This is a genomic window from Actinokineospora sp. UV203, from assembly GCF_056323665.1.
The window spans coordinates 1,185,718-1,209,611 of the sequence record NZ_CM150484.1; the positions used below are offsets into that span (position 1 = coordinate 1,185,718).

11 protein-coding genes are annotated in these 23,894 nt (G+C 70.9%); 7 read left to right on the forward strand and 4 right to left on the reverse strand.

The window, feature by feature from the left end; genetic code table 11:
• Nucleotides 1-260: 260 nt before the first annotated feature.
• The 5 genes from ACUZ2Y_RS05330 (at nucleotide 261) to pntB (ending at nucleotide 12,646) form a co-directional block, all read left to right on the forward strand.
• Complete coding sequence (locus ACUZ2Y_RS05330; RefSeq protein WP_476327477.1) at nucleotides 261-8,234, forward strand: amino acid adenylation domain-containing protein; 7,974 nt, start codon at nucleotides 261-263, stop codon at nucleotides 8,232-8,234.
• A 106-nt stretch (nucleotides 8,235-8,340) separates the two neighbouring features.
• Nucleotides 8,341-9,447, forward strand: a complete 1,107-nt coding sequence (locus ACUZ2Y_RS05335; protein WP_476327478.1) for a class I SAM-dependent methyltransferase — start codon at nucleotides 8,341-8,343, stop codon at nucleotides 9,445-9,447.
• 78 nt (nucleotides 9,448-9,525) lie between these two features.
• Complete coding sequence (locus ACUZ2Y_RS05340) at nucleotides 9,526-9,693, forward strand: hypothetical protein (RefSeq protein WP_476327480.1); 168 nt, start codon at nucleotides 9,526-9,528, stop codon at nucleotides 9,691-9,693.
• Nucleotides 9,690-11,216 carry a Re/Si-specific NAD(P)(+) transhydrogenase subunit alpha gene (locus tag ACUZ2Y_RS05345; RefSeq protein WP_476327482.1) on the forward strand — a complete coding sequence of 509 codons (1,527 nt, stop codon included), beginning with the start codon at nucleotides 9,690-9,692 and terminating at the stop codon, nucleotides 11,214-11,216. Before ACUZ2Y_RS05340 ends, ACUZ2Y_RS05345 begins: the two co-directional genes overlap by 4 nt.
• 11 nt (nucleotides 11,217-11,227) lie before the next feature.
• Nucleotides 11,228-12,646, forward strand: a complete 1,419-nt coding sequence (gene pntB / locus ACUZ2Y_RS05350) for a Re/Si-specific NAD(P)(+) transhydrogenase subunit beta (protein ID WP_476327484.1) — start codon at nucleotides 11,228-11,230, stop codon at nucleotides 12,644-12,646.
• An 82-nt stretch (nucleotides 12,647-12,728) separates the two neighbouring features.
• On the opposite strand, the gene ACUZ2Y_RS05355 is transcribed toward pntB, so the two are convergent.
• The 3 genes from ACUZ2Y_RS05355 to ACUZ2Y_RS05365 are packed head-to-tail and all read right to left on the reverse strand — an operon-like array spanning nucleotide 12,729 to nucleotide 16,815.
• On the reverse strand, nucleotides 12,729-14,417 hold the full coding sequence (locus ACUZ2Y_RS05355) for a glycerol-3-phosphate dehydrogenase/oxidase (protein WP_476327486.1): 1,689 nt from the start codon (nucleotides 14,415-14,417) through the stop codon (nucleotides 12,729-12,731).
• 50 nt (nucleotides 14,418-14,467) lie between these two features.
• Nucleotides 14,468-15,988, reverse strand: a complete 1,521-nt coding sequence (gene glpK, locus ACUZ2Y_RS05360; RefSeq protein WP_476327488.1) for a glycerol kinase GlpK — start codon at nucleotides 15,986-15,988, stop codon at nucleotides 14,468-14,470.
• Nucleotides 15,989-16,017: 29 nt separating this feature from the next.
• Nucleotides 16,018-16,815, reverse strand: coding sequence for an MIP/aquaporin family protein (locus ACUZ2Y_RS05365; protein ID WP_476327489.1), 798 nt, complete (start codon nucleotides 16,813-16,815; stop codon nucleotides 16,018-16,020).
• 255 nt (nucleotides 16,816-17,070) lie between these two features.
• Between ACUZ2Y_RS05365 and ACUZ2Y_RS05370 the strand changes: the two genes are divergently transcribed.
• Both ACUZ2Y_RS05370 and glpK (ACUZ2Y_RS05375) read left to right on the forward strand, forming a co-directional pair.
• Nucleotides 17,071-17,835 carry an IclR family transcriptional regulator gene (locus ACUZ2Y_RS05370; protein ID WP_476327491.1) on the forward strand — a complete coding sequence of 255 codons (765 nt, stop codon included), beginning with the start codon at nucleotides 17,071-17,073 and terminating at the stop codon, nucleotides 17,833-17,835.
• Nucleotide 17,836: 1 nt separating this feature from the next.
• On the forward strand, nucleotides 17,837-19,339 hold the full coding sequence (gene glpK, locus ACUZ2Y_RS05375; RefSeq protein WP_476327493.1) for a glycerol kinase GlpK: 1,503 nt from the start codon (nucleotides 17,837-17,839) through the stop codon (nucleotides 19,337-19,339).
• Nucleotides 19,340-19,371: 32 nt separating this feature from the next.
• On the opposite strand, the gene ACUZ2Y_RS05380 is transcribed toward glpK (ACUZ2Y_RS05375), so the two are convergent.
• On the reverse strand, nucleotides 19,372-23,730 hold the full coding sequence (locus ACUZ2Y_RS05380) for an OmpL47-type beta-barrel domain-containing protein (RefSeq protein WP_476327495.1): 4,359 nt from the start codon (nucleotides 23,728-23,730) through the stop codon (nucleotides 19,372-19,374).
• Between the last annotated feature and the right edge of the window lie 164 nt (nucleotides 23,731-23,894).

The following is a 23,894-nucleotide window of genomic DNA, read 5'->3' on the forward strand; positions in this document are numbered from 1 at the left end:
GGCGGAGGAGAAGGGGTTGGGTCGGTGGAACACCCACCCACCTTCGCCCCGCGGCCGGCACGCCAAGGATCGCGCGCGGACAGTCAGTCCACGGGCGGCAGGCGAACCGTCCGATGTGGAGCGATGATCCGCCGGTCCGTGCAGCTTGTTGCAGTGGTCCACCGGCTTCGGCTCCCCCGCAACATAATCGGACCTTGACCGCGTCGAACGACCGACGTCTCCGCCTCGCCGGACGAGGCAAAGTTCGAGGGTGGACAACCATGCCTGAAGCCGCGCCCGTGATCCCGAACCTCAGCGACCAAGCGCCTTGGCCTGCCGCGTCGGTCGAACTCCTCACGCCCGCTCAACGCTTGAAGATCCTGCTCGAATGGAACGACACCGATGACCCCGCGCCCGCCGCGACGCTGCCCGAGCTGTTCGAGCGGCAGGCGGCCAGGACCCCGGACGAGGTAGCCGTCGTCTTCGAGGGGCGACGGGTGTCCTTCGCGGAGCTCAACGCGCGAGCCAACCAGCTCGCGCGCGCTCTGGTCGAGCGTGGAGTCGGCCCGGAACAGCTCGTCGCGCTGGTGCTGCCCCGGTCGATCGACCTGGTGGTCAGCCTGCTCGCGGTGCTCAAGGCGGGAGCCGCCTACCTCCCCGTCGACATCGGCTATCCGGCCGAGCGGATCACCTACCTGCTCGCCGACGCGCGGCCGACGCGGTTGCTGACCACGACCGCGGTCGCCGACGCACTGCCCGATCTCGCCGACACGTCAGGTCGATCGATCGTCGTCGACGATCCGGAGGTCGCCGACGCGGTGGCGGGCCTGCCGGACTCCGACCTCACCGCTGCCGACGGCAGGGGCCGCCTATCGGCGCTGCATCCCGCCTACGTCATCTACACCTCCGGTTCCACCGGGAAGCCGAAGGGCGTCGTGGTCTGCCACGGCGGACTGACCAACCTTTTCCACAACTACCAGGTCAACATCTTCGACCCGACCAGCCATGGCCTGCGGCTGCGGCTGCTGCATTCCGCGTCGTTCTCCTTCGACGCGTCGCTCGGCCCGATCGCGGGCATGGCCGCCGGACACGAGCTGCACCTGCTCGACGACGACACGCGCAGGGACGCGGACGCCGTCGCCGACTACGTGGCCCGCGAGCGCATCGACTACCTGGACCTCACGCCGACGTACTTTCAGCAGCTCGCCGCGGTCGGCCTGGTCGACCCGGGCAGGCACGTGCCGTGCGCGATCAATCTCGGCGGGGAGGCGGTCCCCCAGGCACTGTGGACCGAACTGGCCCACCGGGACGACCTGACCGGCTTCAACACCTACGGCCCGACAGAGTGCACTGTCGACGCGCTGTTCTGGCGGATCGCCGACAGCGACCGGCCGCTGATCGGGCGGCCGATCCGCAACGCGCGGCTCTACGTGCTCGACGCCCAGCTGCGGGTGGTCCCGCCTGGTGCCACCGGCGAGCTGTACGTCGCTGGCGCCGGCCTCGCGCGCGGCTACCTGAACAGGCCCGCGCTGAGCGCCGAGCGCTTCGTCGCCGACCCGTTCGGCCCGCCCGGGTCACGGATGTACCGGACCGGCGACCTGGTGAGCTGGACCGAGGAAGGCACCATCGACTTCGTCGGCCGGGTCGACGACCAGGTGAAGATCCGCGGGTACCGCATCGAGCTCGGCGAGATCGAGAACGTGCTCGCCGCCCATCCCGACGTCGCCCACACCGCCGTGATCGTGCGCGAGGACCGTCCGGGAACCAAGCAACTCGTGGCGTACGTGACCGCCGAGACCGGCCGGGACCTGCCGGACATGTCGGTGCTGCGCAAGCACGTCAGCGGGCAGCTGCCCGACTACATGGTGCCTGCCGCGGTCGTCGCTCTCGACACGCTTCCACTGAACCCCAACGGAAAGCTCGACCGCAAGGCCCTGCCCGCGCCCGATATCGCGGACTCGGCGAGCTCGGCGCAGCCGCGAACGGCGCGGGAGAAGACCCTCTGCGCCCTGTTCGCCGAGGTGCTCGGCCTGCCCCGGGTGGGCGTGGACGACAACTTCTTCGATCTCGGCGGCGACAGCATCGTGGCGATCCAGCTGGTGAGCCGAGCCCGTCGGGCCGGGGTGCGGTTCAGCTCGCGGGACGTGTTCCAGCGCAAGACCGTCGAGGCGCTCGCCGTGGTCGCCACGACGATGGGCCGGCCGGTCGCGGAGAGTGCGGGCGCGGGCATCGGGACCGTCGCGCCGACCCCGATCATGCACTGGCTGCGCGAGTGGACGGCCTCCAGCAAGGAATACAACCAGTCGATCCTGGTGCGGGTCCCCGCCGAACTCGGCCTCGACCACCTCGTCGCCGCCACCCAGGCACTGCTCGACAAGCACGACGCGTTGCGCATGCGGATGGTGCACGCGCCCGGCGAGGGCACGCTCTCCGCCGAGATCCCGCCCGCCGGGCCGCGCGACGCCGCGGACCGCGTGCTCCGAGTCGACGTGACCGGGCTGGACGACGAGCGGCTCGACGCGGCTGTCGCCGAGCACACAAGGCCGGCCGAGCGAAGCCTGGACCCGGCGGCGGGCGCGATGGTGCGAGCGGTGTGGTTCGACGCCGGGCCGACCCGGTCGGGCAGGCTGCTGCTGGTGATCCACCACATCGTCGTCGACGGCGTGTCCTGGCGAATCCTGCTCGCGGACCTGACCGCCGCCTGGCAGGCGGTCGCCGCCGGCCGCCCGCCTGAGCTGGAGCCGGTGCCCACCTCGCTGCGCCGCTGGGCCGAGGGCTTGACCGAGCAGGCGACCTCGCCCGCCCGGGTCGCGGAGCTGCCGATCTGGACCGACATCCTCGCGGGACCCGATCCGGTTCTGACCGAACGGCCGATGGAACCGGCGCGCGACGTCGCGGGAACCCTGCGGGCGCTGACTGTCGAGCTGCCCGCCGAGAAGACCGCGCCGCTGCTGACCACTCTGCCCGCGGCGTTCCACGCGGGTGTCAACGACGTGCTGCTCGCGGCGTTCGCCCTCGCGGTCGCGGACTGGCGCCGCAGGCACCGAGGCGTCGACAGCGGCGAGGTCCTGATCGACCTCGAAGGCCACGGCCGCGAGGAGATCGTCGCCGGTGCGGACCTTTCGCGCACAATCGGCTGGTTCACCAGCGTGTTCCCGGTCCGGCTGGACGCCGGTGCGGCGGACTTGGCCGAGGTCGGCGCGGGCGCGGTCGCGGCCGAGGCGATCAAACGGGTCAAGGAACAGCTCAATGCCCTGCCGGACAAGGGAATCGGCTTCGGGCTGCTGCGCTATCTGAACCCGGTGACGGGGGCCGAGCTGGCCGCACCGGCCACGCCTCAGGTGTGTTTCAACTACCTCGGCCGGTTCCCGATCGCCGCCGACGCGGACTGGACGATGGTCGGCGGGCAGGACGTCCTCGACAGCGGCATGGCGGCGAACCTCCCGCTGCCCTATGCGCTGGAGGTCAACGCGCTCACCCGCGACCACGCGGACGGGCCGCGGCTGAGCGCCACCTGGTCGTGGGCGGGCGAGGCGCTCTCCGAAGCCGACGTCGCCGACCTGGCCGAGTCGTGGTTCACCGCGCTGGACGCGCTCGTGCGACACGCCGGTCCGGGCGGGCGCACACCGTCGGACCTTCCGCTGGTCTCGCTGTCCCAGAATGAGATCGAGCAGCTCGAAGCGCGGCTGCCCGCGCTCGAGGACATCCTGCCGCTGTCCCCGCTGCAGGAGGGCCTGCTGTTCCACACGCTGTATGACGAAGGAGGGCTCGACGTCTATGTCGGGCAGACCATCGTCGACCTCGACGGCCCGCTGGACGCGCCCGTCCTGCGGGCGGCGGGCCGGGACCTGCTCGCACGCCACCCGAACCTGCGGGCCGGTTTCTGGCACACCGACGTCGCCTCGCCGGTCCAGTTCATCCCGCGCGAGGTCGACCTGCCCTGGCGCGAGGTCGATCTGTCCATTGTGGACGACTCCGCCCGGTCTGACGCGCTCGCGGCGCTGCTGGCCGAGGACCAGCGCGGCGGCTTCGACCCGGCGCGACCGCCGCTGGTGCGCTGCACACTGATCCGCCTCGCGCCCGAGCGGCACCAGCTGCTGATCACCAGCCACCACATCCTGATGGACGGCTGGTCGACCCCGCTGATCACCAGGGACCTGCTCGCTCTCTACGCACCCGAGGGTGCTGCTCTCCCTCCTGCCCGCCCATACCGGGATTACCTTGCCTGGCTCGCCGAGCAGGACCGCCAGGCGGCCGAGGACGCGTGGCGGCAGGCGTTCGCCGGGCTGCAGGAGCCGACCCGGCTCGCGCCCGCCGATCCCGGCCGAATCTCGGTCCTGCCCGAACAGCTGACCACCGAGCTCTCCGCCGAACTGACCGCCGGGTTGCGCGAGCAGGCCCGCGGGCACGGCTTGACGACCAACACGGTCCTGCAGGGGATCTGGGGTCTGCTGCTCGGCAGGCTCACCGGCCGCGACGATGTCGTCTTCGGCACCACCGTGTCCGGCAGGCCGCCCGAGCTGCCCGACATCGAGAACATGGTGGGCCTGTTCATCAACACCCTGCCGGTCCGGGTCACCCTCGACCCCCGCGAGTCGCTGATCGAGCTGCTGGTGCGGATCCAGGACCAGCAGGCGACCCTCATGCCGCACCAGTTCCTCGGCCTGACCGACATCCAGCGCCTGGCAGGCGTGGGCGAACTGTTCGACACCACCACGATGGTGGAGAACTATCCCTTCGAGACAGACGAAGTGGCGGACGACGGGCTGCGGATCTCGGGCGTGGTGGACCGAGACACCAGCCACTACCCGATCGCGGTCGTGGTGACACCGGGCGAGCGGCTGCGGCTGCGGCTGGACTACCGAGCCGACGTTTTCGACGCGGCGGCGGTCGAGGCGATCATGAACAGCCTGGTGAAACTGCTCGATTCCGTTGTGGCGGAACAGGACCGGCTGGTCGGCACGCTCGACCTGCTGGAGCCCGCCGAACGCAGGCTGGTGGTGGAGCACTGGAACGACACCGCCGCCGACGTGGCCGTCGCGACCGTGCCCGAGCTGTTCGCCGCGCAGGTCCGGCGCGACGGCGCGGCACCGGCGCTGCTGTTCGCCGACCAGGTGCTGTCCTACGCTGAACTCGACGAGCGGGCAGGCAGGCTGGCGGGGCTGCTCGTGGCGCGCGGCATCGGCCGGGAACAGTTCGTCGCGGTCGCGGTCCCACGCTCGATCGAGATGGTGGTCGCACTGCTCGCGGTGCTCAAGGCGGGGGCCGCCTACCTCCCGGTCGACACCGACTACCCGCGCGACCGCATCGCCTACATGCTCGACGACGCCCGGCCCAGCCTGGTGCTCACCCGCACGGACGTCGCGGACCGCCTGCCGGACGACACCGAGACCCTGCTGCTCGACGACGCGGCCACCGTCGAACTGATCGAGGCCGGGCGGCCCGTCGACGTGCCGCGGATCCTTCCCCGCCATCCCGCCTACCTGATCTACACCTCCGGCTCGACCGGCAGGCCCAAGGGCGTCGTGGTGTCGCACGAGGGTGTCGCCAGCCTGCTGGCCACCCAGGTCGAGCGGTTCGAGGTCGGCCCCGGCAGTCGGGTGCTGCAATTCTCCTCGGCCAGCTTCGACGCGGCGTTCTGGGAGCTGTGCATGTCGCTGCTGTCCGGCGCCGCCCTCGTGGTGGCGTCCGCGGATGAGTTGCTGCCCGGTGAGCCGCTCGCGGCCGTGCTGCGCGGGCACCAGGTCACGCACGCGACCATCCCGCCGGTGGCGCTGGCCGCGATGCCCGCCGACAACGACCTGCTCGATGGCGGCACGCTGGTGGTGGCGGGCGAGGCGAGCGCGACCGAGCTCATCGCCAGGTGGTCACGCGGCAGGCGGGTGATCAACGCGTACGGGCCGACCGAGTCGACAGTGTGCGCCACCATGAGTGCCCCACTGACCGGCGCGCTCACCCCGCCGATCGGCAAGCCGATCACCAACACCCAGGTCTACGTGCTCGACGCCAACCTGCTGCCGGTCCCGCCGGGCGTGCGGGGTGAGCTCTACATCGCGGGCGCCGGACTGGCCCGCGGCTACCTCGGCAGGCCGGGCCTGAGCGCCGAGCGGTTCATCGCCAACCCGTTCGGGCCCGCGGGCGCCCGGATGTACCGGACCGGTGACCTGGTCCACGCGGGCCCCGACGGCGACCTGGTCTTCGACGGCCGGGCCGACCACCAGGTGAAGATCCGCGGCTTCCGCATCGAGCTCGGCGAGGTCGAGTCGGTGCTGGCGCGGCACGCACGGGTGGCCCAGGTGGCCGCTCTCGTCCGCGAGGACCGACCCGGTGTCCGGCAGCTCGTCGCCTACGTGGTTCCGGGCGGGGATGGCGCGCTCGACGTGGGCGAACTGCGCGGGCACGCCGCCGGAGCGCTGCCCGATTACATGGTTCCCGCCGCGTTCGTCACGCTCGCCGAGCTGCCGAAGACGCCCAACGGCAAGCTGGACCGCGCCGCCCTGCCCGCACCGGATCTGTCCACTGTGGCCAGTCACCGGGAGCCGAGGACACCGGTGGAGCGGACCCTGTGCGCGCTGTTCGCCGAGGTGCTCGGCCTGCCCAGGGTCGGTGTCGACGACAGCTTCTTCGATCTCGGCGGCGACAGCATCGTCTCCATCCAGTTGGTGAGTCGCGCCCGCAAAGCGGGCTTGGTGCTCACCCCGCGCGAGGTGTTCGAGCACAAGACGCCCGAGTTGCTCGCCTCGGTCGCCCGCCGGGCCGATGCCTCCGCCGCGGTGATCGACGACGGGGTCGGGCTGGTGTCCCCCACCCCGGTCATGCGTTGGCTTCGGGATCGCGGCGGCCCGATCGACCGGTTCAACCAGTCGATGCTGCTCCGGGTGCCTGCCGCGCTCGGCGAGGAGCACCTCGTCGCGGCGGTCCAGGTCGTCCTCGACCAGCACGACGCGTTGCGCGCCAAGCTGATCGATGCCGACTGGACGCTCGATGTGCCCGCCCCCGGTGCGGTGCGGGCGCGGGACCGGGTGCGGCGGGTCGACGTCGCGGACCTCGATGACGCCGGTCTGCGCGCGGTCATCACCGAGCACATCAAGCAGGAGCCCACGCTGCTCGACCCGACGGCCGGTGAACTGGTGCGGGTCGTGTGGTTCGACGCCGGGGCGAACCGGGCCGGACGACTGCTGATCACCGTGCACCACCTGGTGGTCGATGGGGTTTCCTGGCGCATCCTGGTACCCGACCTGGCGGCCGCGTGGGAAGCTGTCTCGGCGGGGCGCACGCCCGCGCCGGAGCCGGTCGGCACCTCGCTGAAAACCTGGTCGCGCCTACTCGCCATAGCCGCGGCGGAGCGGGTGAGCGAGCTTCCCCTGTGGAGGCGGACACTCGACGGCCCGGATCCGCGGCTCGGCACGCACGAGCTCGACGTGGCCGTGGACGTGATCTCCACCGTGCGGGAACTCACCGTCACGCTCCCGACTGAGCGCACCGCGCCCCTGCTCACCACGGTCCCCGCCGTCTACCACGCGGGGGTCAACGACGTGCTGCTCGCCGGACTGGCCATCGCCGTCGCGGACTGGCGGCGCAGGCGCTCACACGGCGGCGACGGCGCCACGCTCGTCGACCTCGAGGGCCACGGTCGTGAGGAATCCGTTGCCGGGGCCGACCTTTCGCGCACGGTCGGCTGGTTCACCAGCCTGTACCCGGCCCGGCTCGATCCCGGCGTGCGGGACTGGGCCGACCTGTGGCGCGGCGGCAAGGAACTTGGTCGGGTGCTCAAGCAGATCAAGGAGCAGCTGCGCACGCTTCCCGACAACGGCATCGGCTACGGGCTGCTGCGCCACCTCAACCCCGACACTGCCCCGGTGCTCGGCGAACTGCCCGAACCGCAGCTCGGGTTCAACTACCTCGGCCGGTTCCCCGTCACGCCCGAATCCGCAGACTGGTCCGCGGCACCCGAAGCCGAACCGCTCGGCAGCGGAGCCGACGCTGAGATGCCCGCGACCCACACCCTGGAAGTCAACGCGCACACCGAGGACCACCCGGACGGGCCGCGGCTGGTCGCCACCTGGACCTGGCCGCGACGACTGCTGACCGAGGCGGATGTCCGCGATCTGGCGCAAACCTGGTTCCGGGCACTCGACATCCTGGCCGGGCTGGGCGACACACCGGACGCGGGCGGCCACACACCGTCGGATCTGCTGGTGGCCCTGTCCCAGGAGGAGATCGACCTTTTGGAGGCCGACTGGCTCACGACCTGACCGCGCGCCCACGGATGGCAGGCCAGGCCCGCTGAGCCTACGGTTACCGAACCGCGGCTCGCCGGACGGCCGGGCCGCCCCCGGTGGATTCAAGGAGGCGGTAAGCATGACCGCGACCTTTCCCACGGGCTCGGACACCGAGCGCCGTGACGCGCTCGCCGAGGCGGTCTTCAAGGCCACCGTGAGCGCCCAGGAACTGCAGCACATCTATCTCGGCGACCGGCTCGGGCTCTACACCGCACTCGCCGAACTCGACTCGGCGACTCCCGCCGAGCTGGCGGCGGCGGCCGGCATCGCGCCGCGGTATGCCCGCGAATGGCTGGAGCAGCAGGCGGTCGCGGGCGTGCTGGACCTCGTGCGGGACAGCACCGATCCCGACGCCCGCCGATTCCGACTCCCGGCCGCGGCGGTCGAGGTGCTGTGCGACCCGGACAGCCTGTACTTCGTGGCGCCGCTCGCGCAGCTGTCGGTGAGCATCGCCCAGACCCTGCCCCAGGTCATGGCCGCCTTCCTGAATGGGGGCGGGGTCCCGTTCAAGGCCTACGGCGCCGATGCCCGCGAGGGCATCGAGCGGGTCAACCGGCCGATGTTCCGCAATCAGCTCGCGCGGGAGTGGATTCCGGCCATGCCCGACATCCATGACCGGCTCAACGGGGTCGAACCACCCGCCAGGGTGGCCGACCTCGGCTGCGGCAGCGGCTGGTCGACGGTCGCCATCGCGAACGGATACCCGAGGGCCTGGGTGGACGGGATCGACATCGATGAGGCGTCGATCGAATCAGCGCGCCACGTCGCCGCCGACGCGGGTGTCGCCGATCGGGTCACCTTCTTCCGGCGGGACGCCGCTGATCCCGCGTTGGCCGGACGCTACGACCTGGTGACGCTGTTCGAGACCTTGCACGACATGGCGCACCCCGTCGAGGTGCTGACCGCCGCGAGGGGCATGCTCGCACCCGGCGGCGCGGTCCTGGTCGGCGACGAGCGGGTCGCCGAGGAGTTCACCGCGCCCGGCGGGGATCTCGACCGGTTCAACTACGGCTGGAGCGCCGTGCACTGCCTCGCGGTCGCCATGGTCGAATCGGACGCCGCGGGCACCGGTGCGGTCATCCGACCCGAGATGGTGCGCCGCTACGCGCGCGAGGCGGGTTTCAGCGCCGTGACGGTGCTCCCGATCGAACACGACTTCTGGCGCTTCTACCGACTCGATCCCTGACCGGCGCACACACCCGGACGCGGATGGCCGAGCACTCAGCGCCCCGACGAGCAAGGTTGGGCGGGCTGCCCAGGTGAGGTGCCCGGCACGATGATGCTCTCGACCACCAGCAACCTACTGGTGAGTAGCGATGAATATCACCAGGCCGAATCCTCGTTTGACGAGTCGGTACGCCGTACGCTGCTGCCCTTGCCAACCATGCGCTCGGTGGACGTTGACGACAAAGTCGAAGGAACTCACGCATGAAGATAGGTGTTCTCAAAGAGGCTCGGCCCGGTGAGACGCGGGTGGCGGCCACACCGGCGACGGTGACGCAGCTGCGCAAGCTCGGGTACGAGGTGGTCATCGAACCCGGTGCCGGTGTCGCGTCGAGCTTCTCCGATGACGCGTACGTCGAGCAGGGCGCGGTGATCGGCACCGCGCTCGCCGCGGACGTCATCTTCGGTGTGAACGCGCCGTCGACCGAGCAGCTGGACGGTCTGACGCCGGGTGCGACCCTGGTCAGCCTGCTCAGCCCGGGACTCAACCCGGACCTGGTCGAGGACCTGGCCAAGCGGCCGATCACGGCGCTGTCGATGGACGCGGTGCCCCGGATCTCGCGGGCGCAGTCGCTCGACGTGCTGTCCTCGATGGCGAACATCGCCGGCTATCGGGCCGTCGTGGAGGCCGCGCACGTGTTCGGCCGGTTCTTCACCGGCCAGGTGACCGCGGCGGGCAAGGTCCCGCCGGCGAAGGTGCTGGTCGCCGGCGCCGGTGTCGCGGGACTGGCCGCGATCGGCGCCGCGGGCTCCCTGGGCGCGATCGTGCGCGCCACCGACCCGCGCCCCGAGGTCGCCGACCAGGTCAAGTCGCTGGGCGGCGAGTACCTCGCGGTCGAGGCGCCCGACGTCGAGGTCTCCGCGACGGGGTACGCCAAGGAGATGTCGGACGACTACAACACCAGGGCCGCCGCGCTGTACGCGGCGCAGTGCGAGGACGTCGACATCATCATCACCACGGCGCTGATCCCGGGACGGCCCGCGCCGACGCTGATCACCGCCGAGATGGTGGCCTCGATGAAGTCCGGCAGCGTGATCGTCGACATGGCGGCCGCGAACGGGGGCAACGTCGAGGGTGTCGTGGCCGGGGAGGCCACCGTCACCGACAACGGCGTGACGATCATCGGCTACACCGACCTGGCGGGGCGGCTGCCCGCGCAGGCGTCGCAGCTCTACGGCACCAACCTGGTCAACCTGATGAAGCTGATGACGCCCGGCCAGGACGGCGAGCTCGTCCTGGACTTCGACGACGTCGTGCAGCGCTCGATGACCGTGGTCAAGTCCGGGGAGCTGGCCTGGCCGCCCCCGCCCGTCCAGGTGTCCGCCGCTCCCCCGGCCGCCGCGCCCGCGGCCCCGGCGAAGGCGCCGCACGTCAAGCAGCCCGCGCCCGCGAGCCGCCGCTTCGTGGTCGTCGGCATCGGCGCCGCCCTGCTGTTCCTGCTCGCGGCTCTCTCGCCGCAGGCGCTGCAGGGCCACCTCACCGTGTTCGCGCTGGCGATCGTGATCGGCTACTACGTGATCGGGCACGTGCACCACGCGCTGCACACACCGCTGATGTCGGTGACCAACGCGATCTCCGGAATCATCGTGGTCGGCGCCCTCCTGCAGATCGGGCAGGGTGACACGGCGATCACCGTGCTCTCGGCCGTGGCGATCCTGTTCGCCAGCATCAACGTCTTCGGTGGCTTCGCGGTCACTCGTCGCATGCTCGCCATGTTCTCGCGAAGCTGAGGGGCTGACAGATGACCATCGAGATCTCCGCGCAGGCCGCGTACATCGTCGCCGCCCTGCTCTTCATCCTGGCCCTGGCCGGGCTGTCCAAGCACGAGACCGCCAAGGCGGGCAACTCGTTCGGCATGGCGGGCATGGTGGTCGCGCTCGCGGCCACGATCGCGCTGGCCGCCGACCGTGACATCGAGGGCATCGGCCTCGCCCTGCTGATCGGCGCGACGGTGATCGGCGCGGCCATCGGGCTGTACCGGGCCCGCAAGGTCGAGATGACCGGGATGCCCGAGCTGATCGCCCTGCTGCACAGCTTCGTGGGTCTGGCCGCGGTGCTGGTCGGCTGGAACGGCTACCTGCACGTCGAGCACCACCTTGACGGCCCCGAGGCCGCGGCGCTGGCGGCCGCGGACACCCTGGGCATTCACCACGCCGAGGTCTTCATCGGTGTCTTCATCGGCGCCGTGACCCTCACCGGCTCGATCGTGGCGTACCTCAAGCTGTCCGCCCGGATCAAGTCCAACCCGCTGATGCTGCCCGGCAAGAACTTCCTCAACCTGGGCGCCCTGGTCGTGTTCGCCGCCCTGACCACCTGGTTCGTGATCGACCCGCGGCTGTGGCTGCTGGTCGCGGTCACCGTGGTCGCCCTGTTGCTCGGCTGGCACCTGGTGGCCTCCATCGGCGGCGGCGACATGCCGGTCGTGGTGTCGATGCTGAACAGCTACTCCGGCTGGGCCGCGGCCGCGTCGGGCTTCCTGCTCGAGAACGACCTGCTGATCATCACCGGCGCCCTCGTCGGCTCCTCGGGTGCGTACCTGTCCTACATCATGTGCCGCGCCATGAACCGGTCGTTCATCTCGGTGATCGCGGGCGGCTTCGGAATCGAGGCGGGTCCGGCCCAGGACAAGGACTACGGCGAGTACCGCGAGATCACCGCGCAGGGGGTGGCCGAGATTCTCTCGTCGGCCGACACCGTGATCATCACGCCCGGCTACGGCATGGCCGTGGCGCAGGCGCAGTACGGCGTGGCGGAGCTGACCCGCAAGCTGCGGGAGAAAGGCGTCGACGTCCGGTTCGGCATCCACCCCGTCGCGGGCAGGCTGCCCGGGCACATGAACGTGCTTTTGGCTGAGGCCAAGGTGCCCTACGACATCGTCCTGGAGATGGACGAGATCAACGACGACTTCGACGCCACCGCCGTCGTCCTCGTGATCGGCGCCAACGACACGGTCAACCCGTCCGCGGCGGAGGATCCGACCAGCCCGATCGCGGGCATGCCCGTGCTCAAGGTCTGGGAAGCCGACAACGTGATCGTGTTCAAGCGGTCCATGGCCTCGGGCTACGCCGGCGTGCAGAACCCGCTGTTCTTCCGCGAGAACTCGGCGATGCTGTTCGGCGACGCCAAGGAGCGGGTCGACGACATCCTTGTGTCTCTCTGAGGGCCAGAGAGCCTGATGGACGAAGCCGCACCCCTATCCGGAGGTGCGGCTTCGTCCATGATCAGCGGCACGAGCGCGCTGATCAGCAGGCAGGCTCCGGCGCGGCGATCCGGGCCGCGTTGGCGGACAGGTCGTCGACGGAGTCCTGCGCGGCGCGCTCAGCGCACACCCTTTCGTGGTAGAGGCGGACCTCCTCGCGTTCGGTCGGCGAGTCCCACCCGAGGTCCGCGGCGACGAGCCGAGCGATCTCCGCGGCGGCGGCGAGACCGCGGTCCGGCGTCTCGATCGAGATGCGGGTCCGCCGGGTGAGGATGTCGTCGAGGTGCAGTGCTCCCTCGTGGGTGACCGCGTACACGGCCTCGGCCCGCAGGTATTCCTCGGCGCCGTGGATCGGCTCGGCCAGCGTCGGGTCGCGCCTGATCAGCTCTATCAGGTCGTCGATCGCCGATCCGTACCTGCCCAACAGATGCTCCACAGTGGACACGGAGAGCCCGGTGCGCCGGGCGATACCGTCGCGGTCCTCCCACATCTCGTGGTAGCCGATGGCGCCGACGACCGGCAGCCGCTCGGTCAGCGATGGCGGCACGGCTCGGCCCATGCCGCACACGGCCGCGTTCACCACGTCGGCCGCCATCACCCGGTAAGTGGTGTACTTGCCGCCCGCGATCACGAACAGCCCCGGAACGGGTTCGGCGACGGCGTGTTCGCGCGACAGCTTCGCCGTTTCCTTGGACTCGCCCGCCAGCAGCGGCCGGAGCCCGGCGTACACCCCGTCGACGTCCTCGACCGTCAGCGGTGTCCGCAGCACCGAGTTCACGTGCTCCAGCAGGTAGTCCACATCGGACCGGCTGGCGGCCGGATGGTCGCGGTCGAGCTCCCATTCGGTGTCGGTGGTGCCGATGATCCAGTGCCTGCCCCACGGGATGACGAACAGGACGCTCTTCTCCGTGGGGGCGATCAGCCCGGTGTCGAGGTCGATGCGGTCCCGGGGCACCAGCAGGTGGACGCCCTTGGACATGCGCACCTGGAAGGGTGCGGGCACACCGGTCATGGCGTGCAGTTCGTCGGTCCACACGCCGGTGGCGCTGATCACCCGGCGGGCGCGGATCTCGTGCTCCCGCCCGGACTCGACGTCGCGCACCCGGGCGCCGACGACCCGCGGACCGTCGCGCAGCAGGCCGATCACCTTGGCACGGCTGAGAACGGTCGCTCCGTGCCGCGCGGCCGTGCGGGCGATCATCATGGTGTGGCGCGCGTCGTCGACCTGGGCGTCGTAGTAGCGGATGGCGCCGCTGAGCGCCTCCGGCTTCAGCGACGGCGCCAGCCGGAGTGCCTGCTTGCGCGAGAGGTGCTTGTGCCACGGCAGCGCCCGCGCCCCGCCCATCGTGTCGTAGAGCAGCACACCAGCCCCGACGTAGGCCCGTTCCCAGGCCCCGCGCGTCAGCGGGAACAGGAACGGCACCGGGCGGACAAGGTGTGGCGCCAGCCGGTGAAGCAGCAGGCGCCGTTCCTTGAGCGCCTCCCGGACCAGGCTGAAGTCCCGCTGTTCCAGATAGCGCAGGCCACCGTGGATCAGCTTGCTCGACCGGCTCGACGTGCCCGCCGCCCAGTCCCTGGCCTCGACCAGCGCGACGCGCAGGCCGCGCGACGCGGCGTCGAGGGCCGCCCCGGCGCCCACCACACCGCCGCCGATGACGAGCACGTCGAACTCGGTCTCCTCGATGCCGCGCAGAGCCGCGGCGCGGTACGCCGGGTCCAATCGTGTGGACACTGTGTCTCCTTCTCTCCGCCGTCGCCGATCAGTCGCCGATCAGTCGCCGATCAGTCGCCGATGTCGACCCAGTCGAGCGTCCGGGTGACGGCCTTCTTCCACCGCGTGTAGCCATGTTCGCGCTGCTCGGTGTCCATGGTCGGCTGCCAGCGCACGTCCTCGCGCCAGTTCTGCTCGAGTTCGCTCGTGTCCCGCCAGAATCCGACCGCGAGGCCCGCCGCGTACGCCGCGCCCAGCGCCGTGGTCTCGGCCACCACCGGCCGCGACACCGGCACGCCGAGCAGGTCGGCCTGCACCTGCATGCACAGCTCGTTGGCCGTCACGCCGCCGTCGACCCGCAACACGTCGAGGGTGACCCCGGAGTCGGCCTGCATCGCCTCGACGACGTCGCGGGTCTGGTAGCAGATGGATTCCAGCGTGGCCCGGGCGATGTGCGCGTTGGTGGAGTACCGGGAGAGCCCGACGATCGCGCCCCGGGCGTCGGAGCGCCAGTAGGGCGCGAACAGCCCGGAGAACGCGGGCACGAAGTACACCCCGCCGTTGTCTTCCACTTGGCGCGCAAGAGATTCGCTCTGCTCGGCGCCGGAGATGATGCCGAGCTGGTCGCGCAGCCACTGCACCGCCGAGCCGGTCACCGCGATGGATCCCTCCAGCGCGTACACCGGCTTGTCGTCGCCGAACTGGTAGCACACCGTGGTGAGCAGACCGTGCTCCGAGCGGACGAGCTCGTGGCCGGTGTTGAGGAGCAGGAAGTTGCCGGTCCCGTAGGTGTTCTTGGCCTCGCCCGGCCGGAAGCACACCTGGCCGACGGTCGCCGCCTGCTGGTCGCCCAGGTCTCCGGCGAGCTTCACCTCGCCGCCGAACGGTCCGTTCGCGCGGGTCACCCCGTACAGCTCCGGGTTGGAGGACGGCAGGATGAACGGCAGCATCTCCCGCGCGACCCCGAAGAACGACAGCAGCTCGTCGTCCCAGTCCCAGGTCTCCAGATCCATCAGCATGGTGCGGCTGGCGTTGGTCGGGTCGGTGACGTGCACGCCGCCGTCCACCCCGCCGGTCAGGTTCCACAGCAGCCAGGTGTCGATGGTGCCGAAGACGGCGTCGCCGCGCAAGCTGTCCTCGGCGACGCCCGGCACGTTCTCCAGGATCCACTTCAGCTTCCCGCCGGAGAAGTAGGTGGCCGGGGGCAGCCCGGCCTTGCGCCGGATGACCTGGCCGCGCCCGTCGCGGTCCAGTTCGGCGGCGATCCGGTCGGTGCGGGTGTCCTGCCAGACGATCGCGTTGCAGTAGGGCCTGCCGGTGCGGCGGTTCCACACCACGGTCGTCTCGCGCTGGTTGGTCACGCCGACCGCGGCGAGGTCGCTCGCGCTCAGGTTCGCCTTGTTCAGGGTGGACTCGATGACCGCGCGGGTGCGTTCCCAGATCTCGGTGGGGTTGTGCTCGACCCAGCCGGGGCGCGGCAGGATCTGCTCGTGCTCGAGCTGGTGGCGGGCGATCTCGTTGCCACCGTGGTCGAACACCATGAAGCGGGTGCTGGTCGTGCCCTGGTCGATCGCTCCGACGAAGTCAGCCATCGAGGTTCCTTCCGCTGCGGGAGTGGTGGTCAGAACAGGAACTGGGAGGCGAGGCCCGCCAGGACGCCGCCGATCAGCGGTCCGACGACGGGAACCCAGGCGTAGCCCCAGTCCGCGTCCTTGGTGCCGCTCGCCGGGCGCTCAGGTCCGGGGTCCCCCGCGGGCGCGCCGACGGTGACCGCGGCCGACACCGCCCGGTGTGCCGGGAGCAGCGCGTAGGCGATGCGCGGGCCGAGGTCGCGGGCCGGGTTGATGGCGTACCCGGTGGGTCCGCCGAGGGAGGCGCCGATCCCGACGACGAGCAGCGCCGCGGCGACCGGCCCGAGGCCGTGCGGGGTCTTGCCGAGTGCGAGGATCACGATCACCAGGACGAAGGTGCCGACCACCTCGGTGAGCAGATTCCACTGGTAGGCCCGGATTTCCGGCCCGGTGGCGAACACGCCGAGCCGCTTGCCCTCGTCGGGCTCGGCGTCGAAGTGCTGCTTGTAGGTGATGTACGCGGTGCACGCCCCCAGGAACGCGCCGAGCAGCTGGCCCGCGACGTAGACCAGGGTCGAGCCGAAGCCGACCGCGACCCCGGGCGCGTACTCCTCCGCGCCGCTGGACAGGACGCCGAGGGTGACCGCGGGGTTGAGGTGTCCGCCCGACTTGTAGGCGACGAACACGCCTGCCATCACGGCGAGTCCCCAACCTAAGTTGATGAGCAGCCAGCCGCCGTCGAACCCTTTCGACTTGGTCAGCAGCACGTTGGCGACCACGCCGGCGCCGAGCAACAGGAGGATGCCGGTGCCGAGAACCTCACTGAGGAAGACAGAGCCGAGAGTCATCGGCTCCTCCTTTTCTCCGATCCGAGTCGCGTCGGGGCCGTCGCGATGACCGGGAGGTTACGAAGCGGTTTCTCCGGCCTCCAGAGCCGCTGTTCGGCATTGTCGAATGGTCGGAAGGTCCCGGACGGCAGGCGCCTGACCTCGAAAGTCCTCCCGATCGGGTATGACCCAGCTCACAGTTCTGCGGAGCGTCGCCGACCGACGCCCACTCCGTTCGACATTGTCGAATTAGCGGTATCGGAGTATTTTCGCTGGATGCCGGGCTCAATACAGTCGATCGAGCGGGCGGCGGCGATCCTGCGGCTGCTTGAGCGCGGCTCGGGACGGCTCGGCCTGGGCGAGATCGCGGCCGCCCTCGGCTTGGCCAAAGGCACCGTGCACGGCATTCTGAGCACTTTGCAGGACGTCGGGTTCGTCGAGCAGGACCGGGCGGGCGGCCGGTACCAGCTGCCCGCGGGGAGCCCGCACCCGCGCGCAGGCCGGATGGACCCGAACCTGCTGCGCGCGCGAGCGATGAACTGGTCGGACTCCCTGGCCGCGCGCAGCGGCGAGGCGGTGCGCATCGGCGTCTCATCGAAAGGGACGGTGCTGGTCGTGCACCACGTGTTCCGGCCGGACGACACCGCCCAGACCTCCGACTTCGGCGCGAAGCTGCCATTGCACGCGACGGCCTGGGGGAAAGTGCTGCTGGCCTGGGACAACGATCTCTCGGCCGGGACACTGACCGGGGCGCTGACCGCGCTGACCAGCCGCACGGTCGTCAAACCCACGGCGCTGACCAGGATGCTGGCCGATGTGCGGGCCCAGGGCTGGGCGACCGATGTCGGGGAGTTCATGCCGGGAGAGGCCAGTCTCGCCGCCCCGCTGCGGCTCCCCGGCGGCTCGGTCGTCGGCGCGATCGGCGTCTCCGGACCCGCGGATCGCTTGTGCGCCAACACCACGCGGCCGCGCCAGGACCTGCTGCTCTTCGTCCTCGAGGCGAGCCGGTCGGTGTCACGCGATCTGGCTATGGACCGGTGACATGCAGCGCTATGTGATGGCGATCGACCAGGGCACCACCTCCACCCGGTGCATCCTGTTCGACCAGCGGGCCCGACTGGTGTCCGTGGCGCAGCGGGAACACCGCCAGTGGTTCCCGAAGCCCGGCTGGGTCGAGCAGGACGCCGTGGAGATCTGGCGCAACATCGACCGGATCGTGCCCCAAGCGCTTCGGGAGTCGGGTATCGCCACCGAGCAGGTCGTCGCCCTCGGCATCGCCAACCAGCGGGAGACCACGGTCGTCTGGGATCGCCGAACCGGGGCGCCGGTCGGCCGGGCGATCGTCTGGCAGGACGTCCGCACCGAGCAACTCGTCGCCGATCTCGCCGAGCGGCCGGGCGCGGACCAGATCAGCGACCGCTGTGGCCTGCCGCTGGCCACCTACTTCGCCGCGCCCCGGCTGCGCTGGCTGCTCGACACGACGCCGGGGCTGCGGGCGCGGGCCGAGCGCGGCGACGTGCTGTTCGGGACGATGGAGACCTGGATCATCTGGAACCTCACCGGCGGCGCCGACGGCGGCATCCACGTCACCGACGTCACCAACGCGAGCCGCACTTTGTTGATGAACGTGGCGACCCTGTCGTGGGACAAGGACCTGTTGTCGTTCTTCGACATCCCGGAGCAGATGCTGCCCGAGATCCGTCCGTCCACAGGAGACTTCGGGGTCACCCGCCGGGTCGCCCCGGGCATCCCGATCAGGGCCGCCCTCGGTGATCAGCAGGCCGCGCTGTTCGGTCAGACCTGTTTCTCCCGCGGGCAGACCAAGTGCACCTACGGCACGGGCAGCTTCCTGCTGATGAACACCGGGAACTCGTTCGTGCGCTCCACCCACGGCCTGCTCACCACGATCGGATACCAGTTGGCCGGGGAACCCGCGGTGTACGCGCTGGAGGGCTCGATCGCGGTCACCGGATCGCTCGTGCAGTGGTTCCGCGACAACCTTGGCCTGATCGCCACCGCCCCGGAGATCGAGACGCTGGCGGGCACCGTCGAGGACAACGGCGGCTGCTACATCGTGCCCGCGTTCTCCGGCCTGTTCGCCCCGCGCTGGCGCAGCGACGCGCGCGGCATCATCGTCGGGCTCACCTCGTACATCACCAAGGCGCACCTGGCTCGCGCGGTCCTGGAGGCCACCGCCTGGCAGACCCGCGAGGTGCTGGACGCGATGAACGCCGACCTCGGCGTCAACGCCGCCGCGATCAACGTCGACGGCGGCATGACCTCGGACAACCTGCTGATGCAGTTCATCGCCGACGTCCTCGACATCCCGGTGAACCGGCCGATGATCTCCGAGACCGTCTCACTCGGCGCCGCCTACGCCGCGGGCCTGAGCGCCGGCTACTGGCCCGACCTCGAAGGCCTGCGACGCAACTGGCACCTGGCCGCCCAGTGGCTGCCACGCATGAACCCGGCCTACCGGGAAGCCGAGTACGACAACTGGTGCCGCGCGGCGGAACTCAGCTACGGCTGGGCCCGCCGCCCCTGACCGCCGCGTCATCCGGGGTCAGGGGTCCCCGGCTACTTCAGGCCGATCACCACCGAGAGCACCTGGCCGTCGTCGAGTCGGACGCTGAGGCGGTAGGTGTGGTTGGGGGTGAGTCCCTTGGTCTGCCAGTTGTAGATGTACTGCTGCGCGGTGGCGTCCCAGCGGAAGGCGCCTTCGGTGGTGGCCGGGTCGCTGGTGGCGACCTCGTTCACCCCGGCTGTCGTGAGGCTGCCCTTCACCGGGGCGAGCCACTGCGGGGCGGTCTGTGCCTGGACGAGGGCGCCGGTCGTGTTGCGCAGCTGGAACTTCACCGGGACCGTGCTGCCGGTCTTGAACACGCTCGTCGCCGAGCCCGCCACGATGGTGGGGTCGTTGATCGGCTGCAGGAACCCGCCGAACCGGTAGAGGTGCACCCGGTAGCGGCCGGACAGCGTGGTGGTGTTGCCCGCGTTGTCCTTCGCCGTGGCGGTGAAGGCGTAGGTGCCCGCGTCGACCAGGGTGACGGCAACGGCACAGCTCTCCACACCCGACACCGCGTCGGTCGCGGCGCAGGTCGGAGCCGGTGCGGAGTCGCGGTAGACCGCGCCGTCGGCGACGCTGGTGGAGACGATCACCGGCGCCTCCTGGTCGACGTTGATGCCGGTCAGCGTGGCCGTGGCGGAGTTGCCCGCCCGGTCGGTGACGGTGCGCGAGACCGACTGGTTCGCGCCGTCGCCCAGGGTCACGGCGTCCGGGCAGGCGGTGGCCGGGATGCCGGAGCCCGCGTCGGAGCAGGTGAAGTGGACGGTGACCGGCTCGGTGAACCACGGCCGCGGGCCACCGGCGATAGCGGCGGTGATGGCCGGGTTGGTCTTGTCGAGCTTGACCGTCACCGAGTCGGTGCCGACGTTGCCCGCGGTGTCGCGAGCCGAGCCGGTGACGACCTGCCCCGGCGTGTCGACGCTGACCACGACGTCCGGGGTGACCGAGCCCGCTTCGAGACCGGAGCCCGAGTCGTCGTCCTTCGCGGTGAAGTGCACGGTCGTGTCGCTGTTGTTCCAGTCGTCGGCGTTGGGCGCCGGGCTGACCGTGTGGGTCACCGCCGGGGCGATGTTGTCCCACTTCAGCGCGACCGCGTTGGCGGGCTCGGCGTTGCCCGCGTGGTCCACGGCCCAGTAGGTCACGGTCCCCGCGCCGCTGCCGTCGAGCGGGACCGGCACGGTCTTGCTCGCCCCCGCGGTGACCTGTTCCGCGCCGCCGTCGACGCGGTAGTGGATCTCCTTGACCCCGGACAGCGCGTCCGCGGCGGTGAGCACGACGTTCGCGGTCGAGCCGGTGCACCAGCCGTTGGTCTTCGAGCACTGGTTGTTGCTCGTGGTGGCGGGCGCGGTGCCGTCGATGTTGATCCCGCCGACTGTCTTGCCCGCCGTGGCGTTGCCCGCGACGTCCGTGGCCGGGTCGCTGGTCACCGACTGGTTCGCCGCGTCGGTCTTGAGCACCTTGCTCGTCGGGCAGGTGGCGACGCCCGAGCCCGCGGTGCCGTCGGCGAGCGTCGGGTCCGCGCAGCCGAAGTCGACGACGACCTCGTCGCGGTACCAGCCCGCGGCGTTCGGCGCGGTGATCGGCCCACCGGTGATGGCCGGACCGGTGCGGTCGATCGTCACCCCGGTCACCGACGTCGGCGCGCTCTCGTTGCCCGCCTTGTCTTTCACCGTCACCGGACCGGCACCGAGGTTGCGGCCCTCGCCGGTGATGACGCTGTCGGCGGGCTGAGTGGCCGGGTCGACGCCCGACAGCCCGTCCGCCGCGATCCAGCCGACGGTCACGTCCTGGTTGTGCCAGCCCTCGGTCGCCGTCGGCGTGAGGGTGGGCGCGGTCAGGTCGATCCCGATCCCGCCGACCGCGGTGGTCGCGGTCTTGCCGACCCCGTCGACCGCGGTGCCGCCGACCGCCTGGTCGGCGCCCTCAGCGGTCAGCTCCACCGGGTCCGTGCACCCCGCGACACCGGACTGGCTATCGGCGCAGGCGAAGGACACGGTGACCGGGGCGTTGTTCCAGCCGTGCGCGTTGGCGGGCGTGCGGCTGCCCGAGATCGTCGGGACGGCGTCGTCGATCCACACGCCGAGGCTGTTGCCCGCGGGGTCTTCCAGGTTGCCCGCGGTGTCGACGCTCCAGAAGTCGATGACGTGCTTGCCGCCGGAGGTGAACGCGAACGGGCCGGTGTAGAGCTGCGACGAGCCGCCGTCGACGCGGTAGTAGGTCGAGGCGACGCCGGACAGCGCGTCCGCGGCGGTGAGGGTGACCTCGGCGGTGTCGGCGTGCCAGCCGCCGTCGAACGGGGCCGTGATCGTCGCGGCGGAGTGGGGGGCCGCCCGGTCGATGCCGATGCCGGACACGGTGGCCACGGCGGTGTTGCCCGCCTTGTCGGTGCAGGTGGTCGACGCGGACAGGTCCGCGCCTTCGCCGCCGACAATGCTCGGCGCGGGTGCGGCGAGCACGCCGGACCCGGTGTCGGTGCAGGTCCAGGTGACCGTGACGTCGCCCGCACTCCAGCCGGTCGCGCTCGGCGAGCCGGTCAGGGTCGGCGGCGTCTTGTCGACGTTGACGCCGGACACTCCCGCGGTGCCGGTGTTGCCCGCGGCGTCGGTGCCGGTGCCGGTGGCGGTGGCGGACTGGCCCGCGCCCTCGCCGAGGGTGATCGGCGCGGTGCAGCTGTCCACACCGGACAGTGCGTCGACGCACTCGAAGGACACGGTGACGTCCTGGTTGTGCCAGCCGTGCTCGTTGGCCACTGAGCTGACGGAAGGGGTGACCGCCGGGCTGGTGGTGTCGACGCTGACCGTCGCCGGGTCGGTCGCGGAGTTGCCCGCGGTGTCGACCACGGTGCCGGAGGCGTCCTGGTCCTTGCCCTCGGTGTCGACCGTTCGGTCCGGCCCGCAGGTCGCGACGCCCGAGCCGCCGGTGTCGCCGCAGGTGAAGGTGACCGCGACGGCGCCGTTGTGCCAGCCGTTGGCGTTCGCGGCGGGCGAGAGCGTGTGGCTGATCGTCGGCGGGGTCTTGTCGATGTTGACGGTGGCGGTCTTGGCGGTCTCGGTGTTGCCCGCGTTGTCCACGCTCCAGTACGACACCAGGTAGCTGCCCTCGGCGCTCAACGCCAGGCTCGTGCCGGTCCGGGTGGGGCCGCCGTTGACGGTGTAGTGCGTGTCGCGGACACCGGAGAGCGCGTCCGCCGCGGTCAGCGCGACGGTGACGTCGGTGTTGTTCCACGCGGTCTGGGGCGCGGTCGCGCCGGTCGCCGGCGCCGTCTTGTCGATGTCCACATCGGACAGAGTGGTCCCGGTGGTGTTCCCCGCCTTGTCCTTGGCCGTGCCGCCCGCGGACTGGTCGGCGCCCTCACCCTTGAGCACCACGGGCGCCGAGCAGGTGTCCACTCCGGACAGCGCGTCGGCGCAGGCGAAGGACACGGTGACGTCGGTGTTGGTCCACGTTCCGGGGACGTACGGCGTCGCGCTCGCCGACACCGTGGGCGCCGCCTTGTCGATGTTGACGCCGCCGACCGACGCGGTATCGGTGTTGTCGGCGTTGTCGGTCGCGGTGCCGCCTGCCGACTGGTTCGCGCCGCTGCCGCTGAGCGTCTTCGAAGCGCCCGCGGCGCCGTCCGCTAGGCAGCTCTTGATCAGGGACAGCGCGTCGGAGCAGGTGAACGACACGGTCACGTCGGTGTTGTTCCAGCCGGACCCGTTCGCCTGTGGGGTGCGGTTTCCGCTGATCAAAGGCTTCGCGGTGTCGCGCCTGACCACGACCGATGACGTCGGGCCGACGTTGCCCAACGCGTCGGTCGCGGAGCCGGTGACCGTCTGGCCCGCGGTGTCGGCGGCGACGGTCGTACCCCCGGTGACCGAGCCGCCGCCTACGCCGGTGCCGTCGTTCGCGGTCCACGACACGGCCACGGTCGCCTGGTTCCAGCCTGCCGCGTTCGGCGCCGGGGCCATCGACGCGACGGCCGCGGGGCCGGTGTTGTCCAGCACGTACGACGCGGTGGTCTGCGCGGTCTTGGTGTTGCAGGTGTTGGCGTTGCTGCTCTCGCCGATGGTCACGGCGGTGCTCTGCACGCCGTCGGACGCGGTCGGCGCGGGCACCGCGAACGTCCACACCGTGCGGGGGATCGTCGAGGTCTGCTTGGCCACACCGGCGACGTGGACGCAGCGGGCCTTGTCGTCGGTGTTCACCGTGAGGGTGAGCGTGGACCCGCTCTTCGCGTAGTAGACCCCACCTGTGGCGACCCCGCCCGCGGTGTAGACGACGGCGGGCGTCCCGAAGGCGGCGGCGTGCGCGGCGGGTGCGCCGAGCACCGCCACCGCCGCCACGATGCCAAGCGCGAGTCCCCGGCGGGCGGGCGAGTGCAGATCCATGGAGTCACCGATCTCCAGTGGGCGAAGTCGACGGGCGCCGGTTTCACCGCGAGTCCGACTGGGGGTCGTGTTCCATGGACGGGGTGTTACCCGGGTGGCACGACCAGTGACTTTCCGGGACTTTAGACCCGAACCCGACCAGGGCCACAGTTTCGGGTGGACTA

Coding starts and splice junctions, on each gene's coding strand:
- ACUZ2Y_RS05330 (WP_476327477.1), top strand. CDS start 261: ATGCCTGAAGCCGCGCCCGTGATCCCGAACCTCAGCGACCAAGCGCCT.
- ACUZ2Y_RS05335 (WP_476327478.1), top strand. CDS start 8,341: ATGACCGCGACCTTTCCCACGGGCTCGGACACCGAGCGCCGTGACGCG.
- ACUZ2Y_RS05345 (WP_476327482.1), top strand. CDS start 9,690: ATGAAGATAGGTGTTCTCAAAGAGGCTCGGCCCGGTGAGACGCGGGTG.
- pntB (WP_476327484.1), top strand. CDS start 11,228: ATGACCATCGAGATCTCCGCGCAGGCCGCGTACATCGTCGCCGCCCTG.
- glpK (WP_476327488.1), bottom strand. CDS start 15,988: ATGGCTGACTTCGTCGGAGCGATCGACCAGGGCACGACCAGCACCCGC.
- ACUZ2Y_RS05365 (WP_476327489.1), bottom strand. CDS start 16,815: ATGACTCTCGGCTCTGTCTTCCTCAGTGAGGTTCTCGGCACCGGCATC.
- ACUZ2Y_RS05370 (WP_476327491.1), top strand. CDS start 17,071: ATGCCGGGCTCAATACAGTCGATCGAGCGGGCGGCGGCGATCCTGCGG.
- glpK (WP_476327493.1), top strand. CDS start 17,837: ATGCAGCGCTATGTGATGGCGATCGACCAGGGCACCACCTCCACCCGG.
- ACUZ2Y_RS05380 (WP_476327495.1), bottom strand. CDS start 23,730: ATGGATCTGCACTCGCCCGCCCGCCGGGGACTCGCGCTTGGCATCGTG.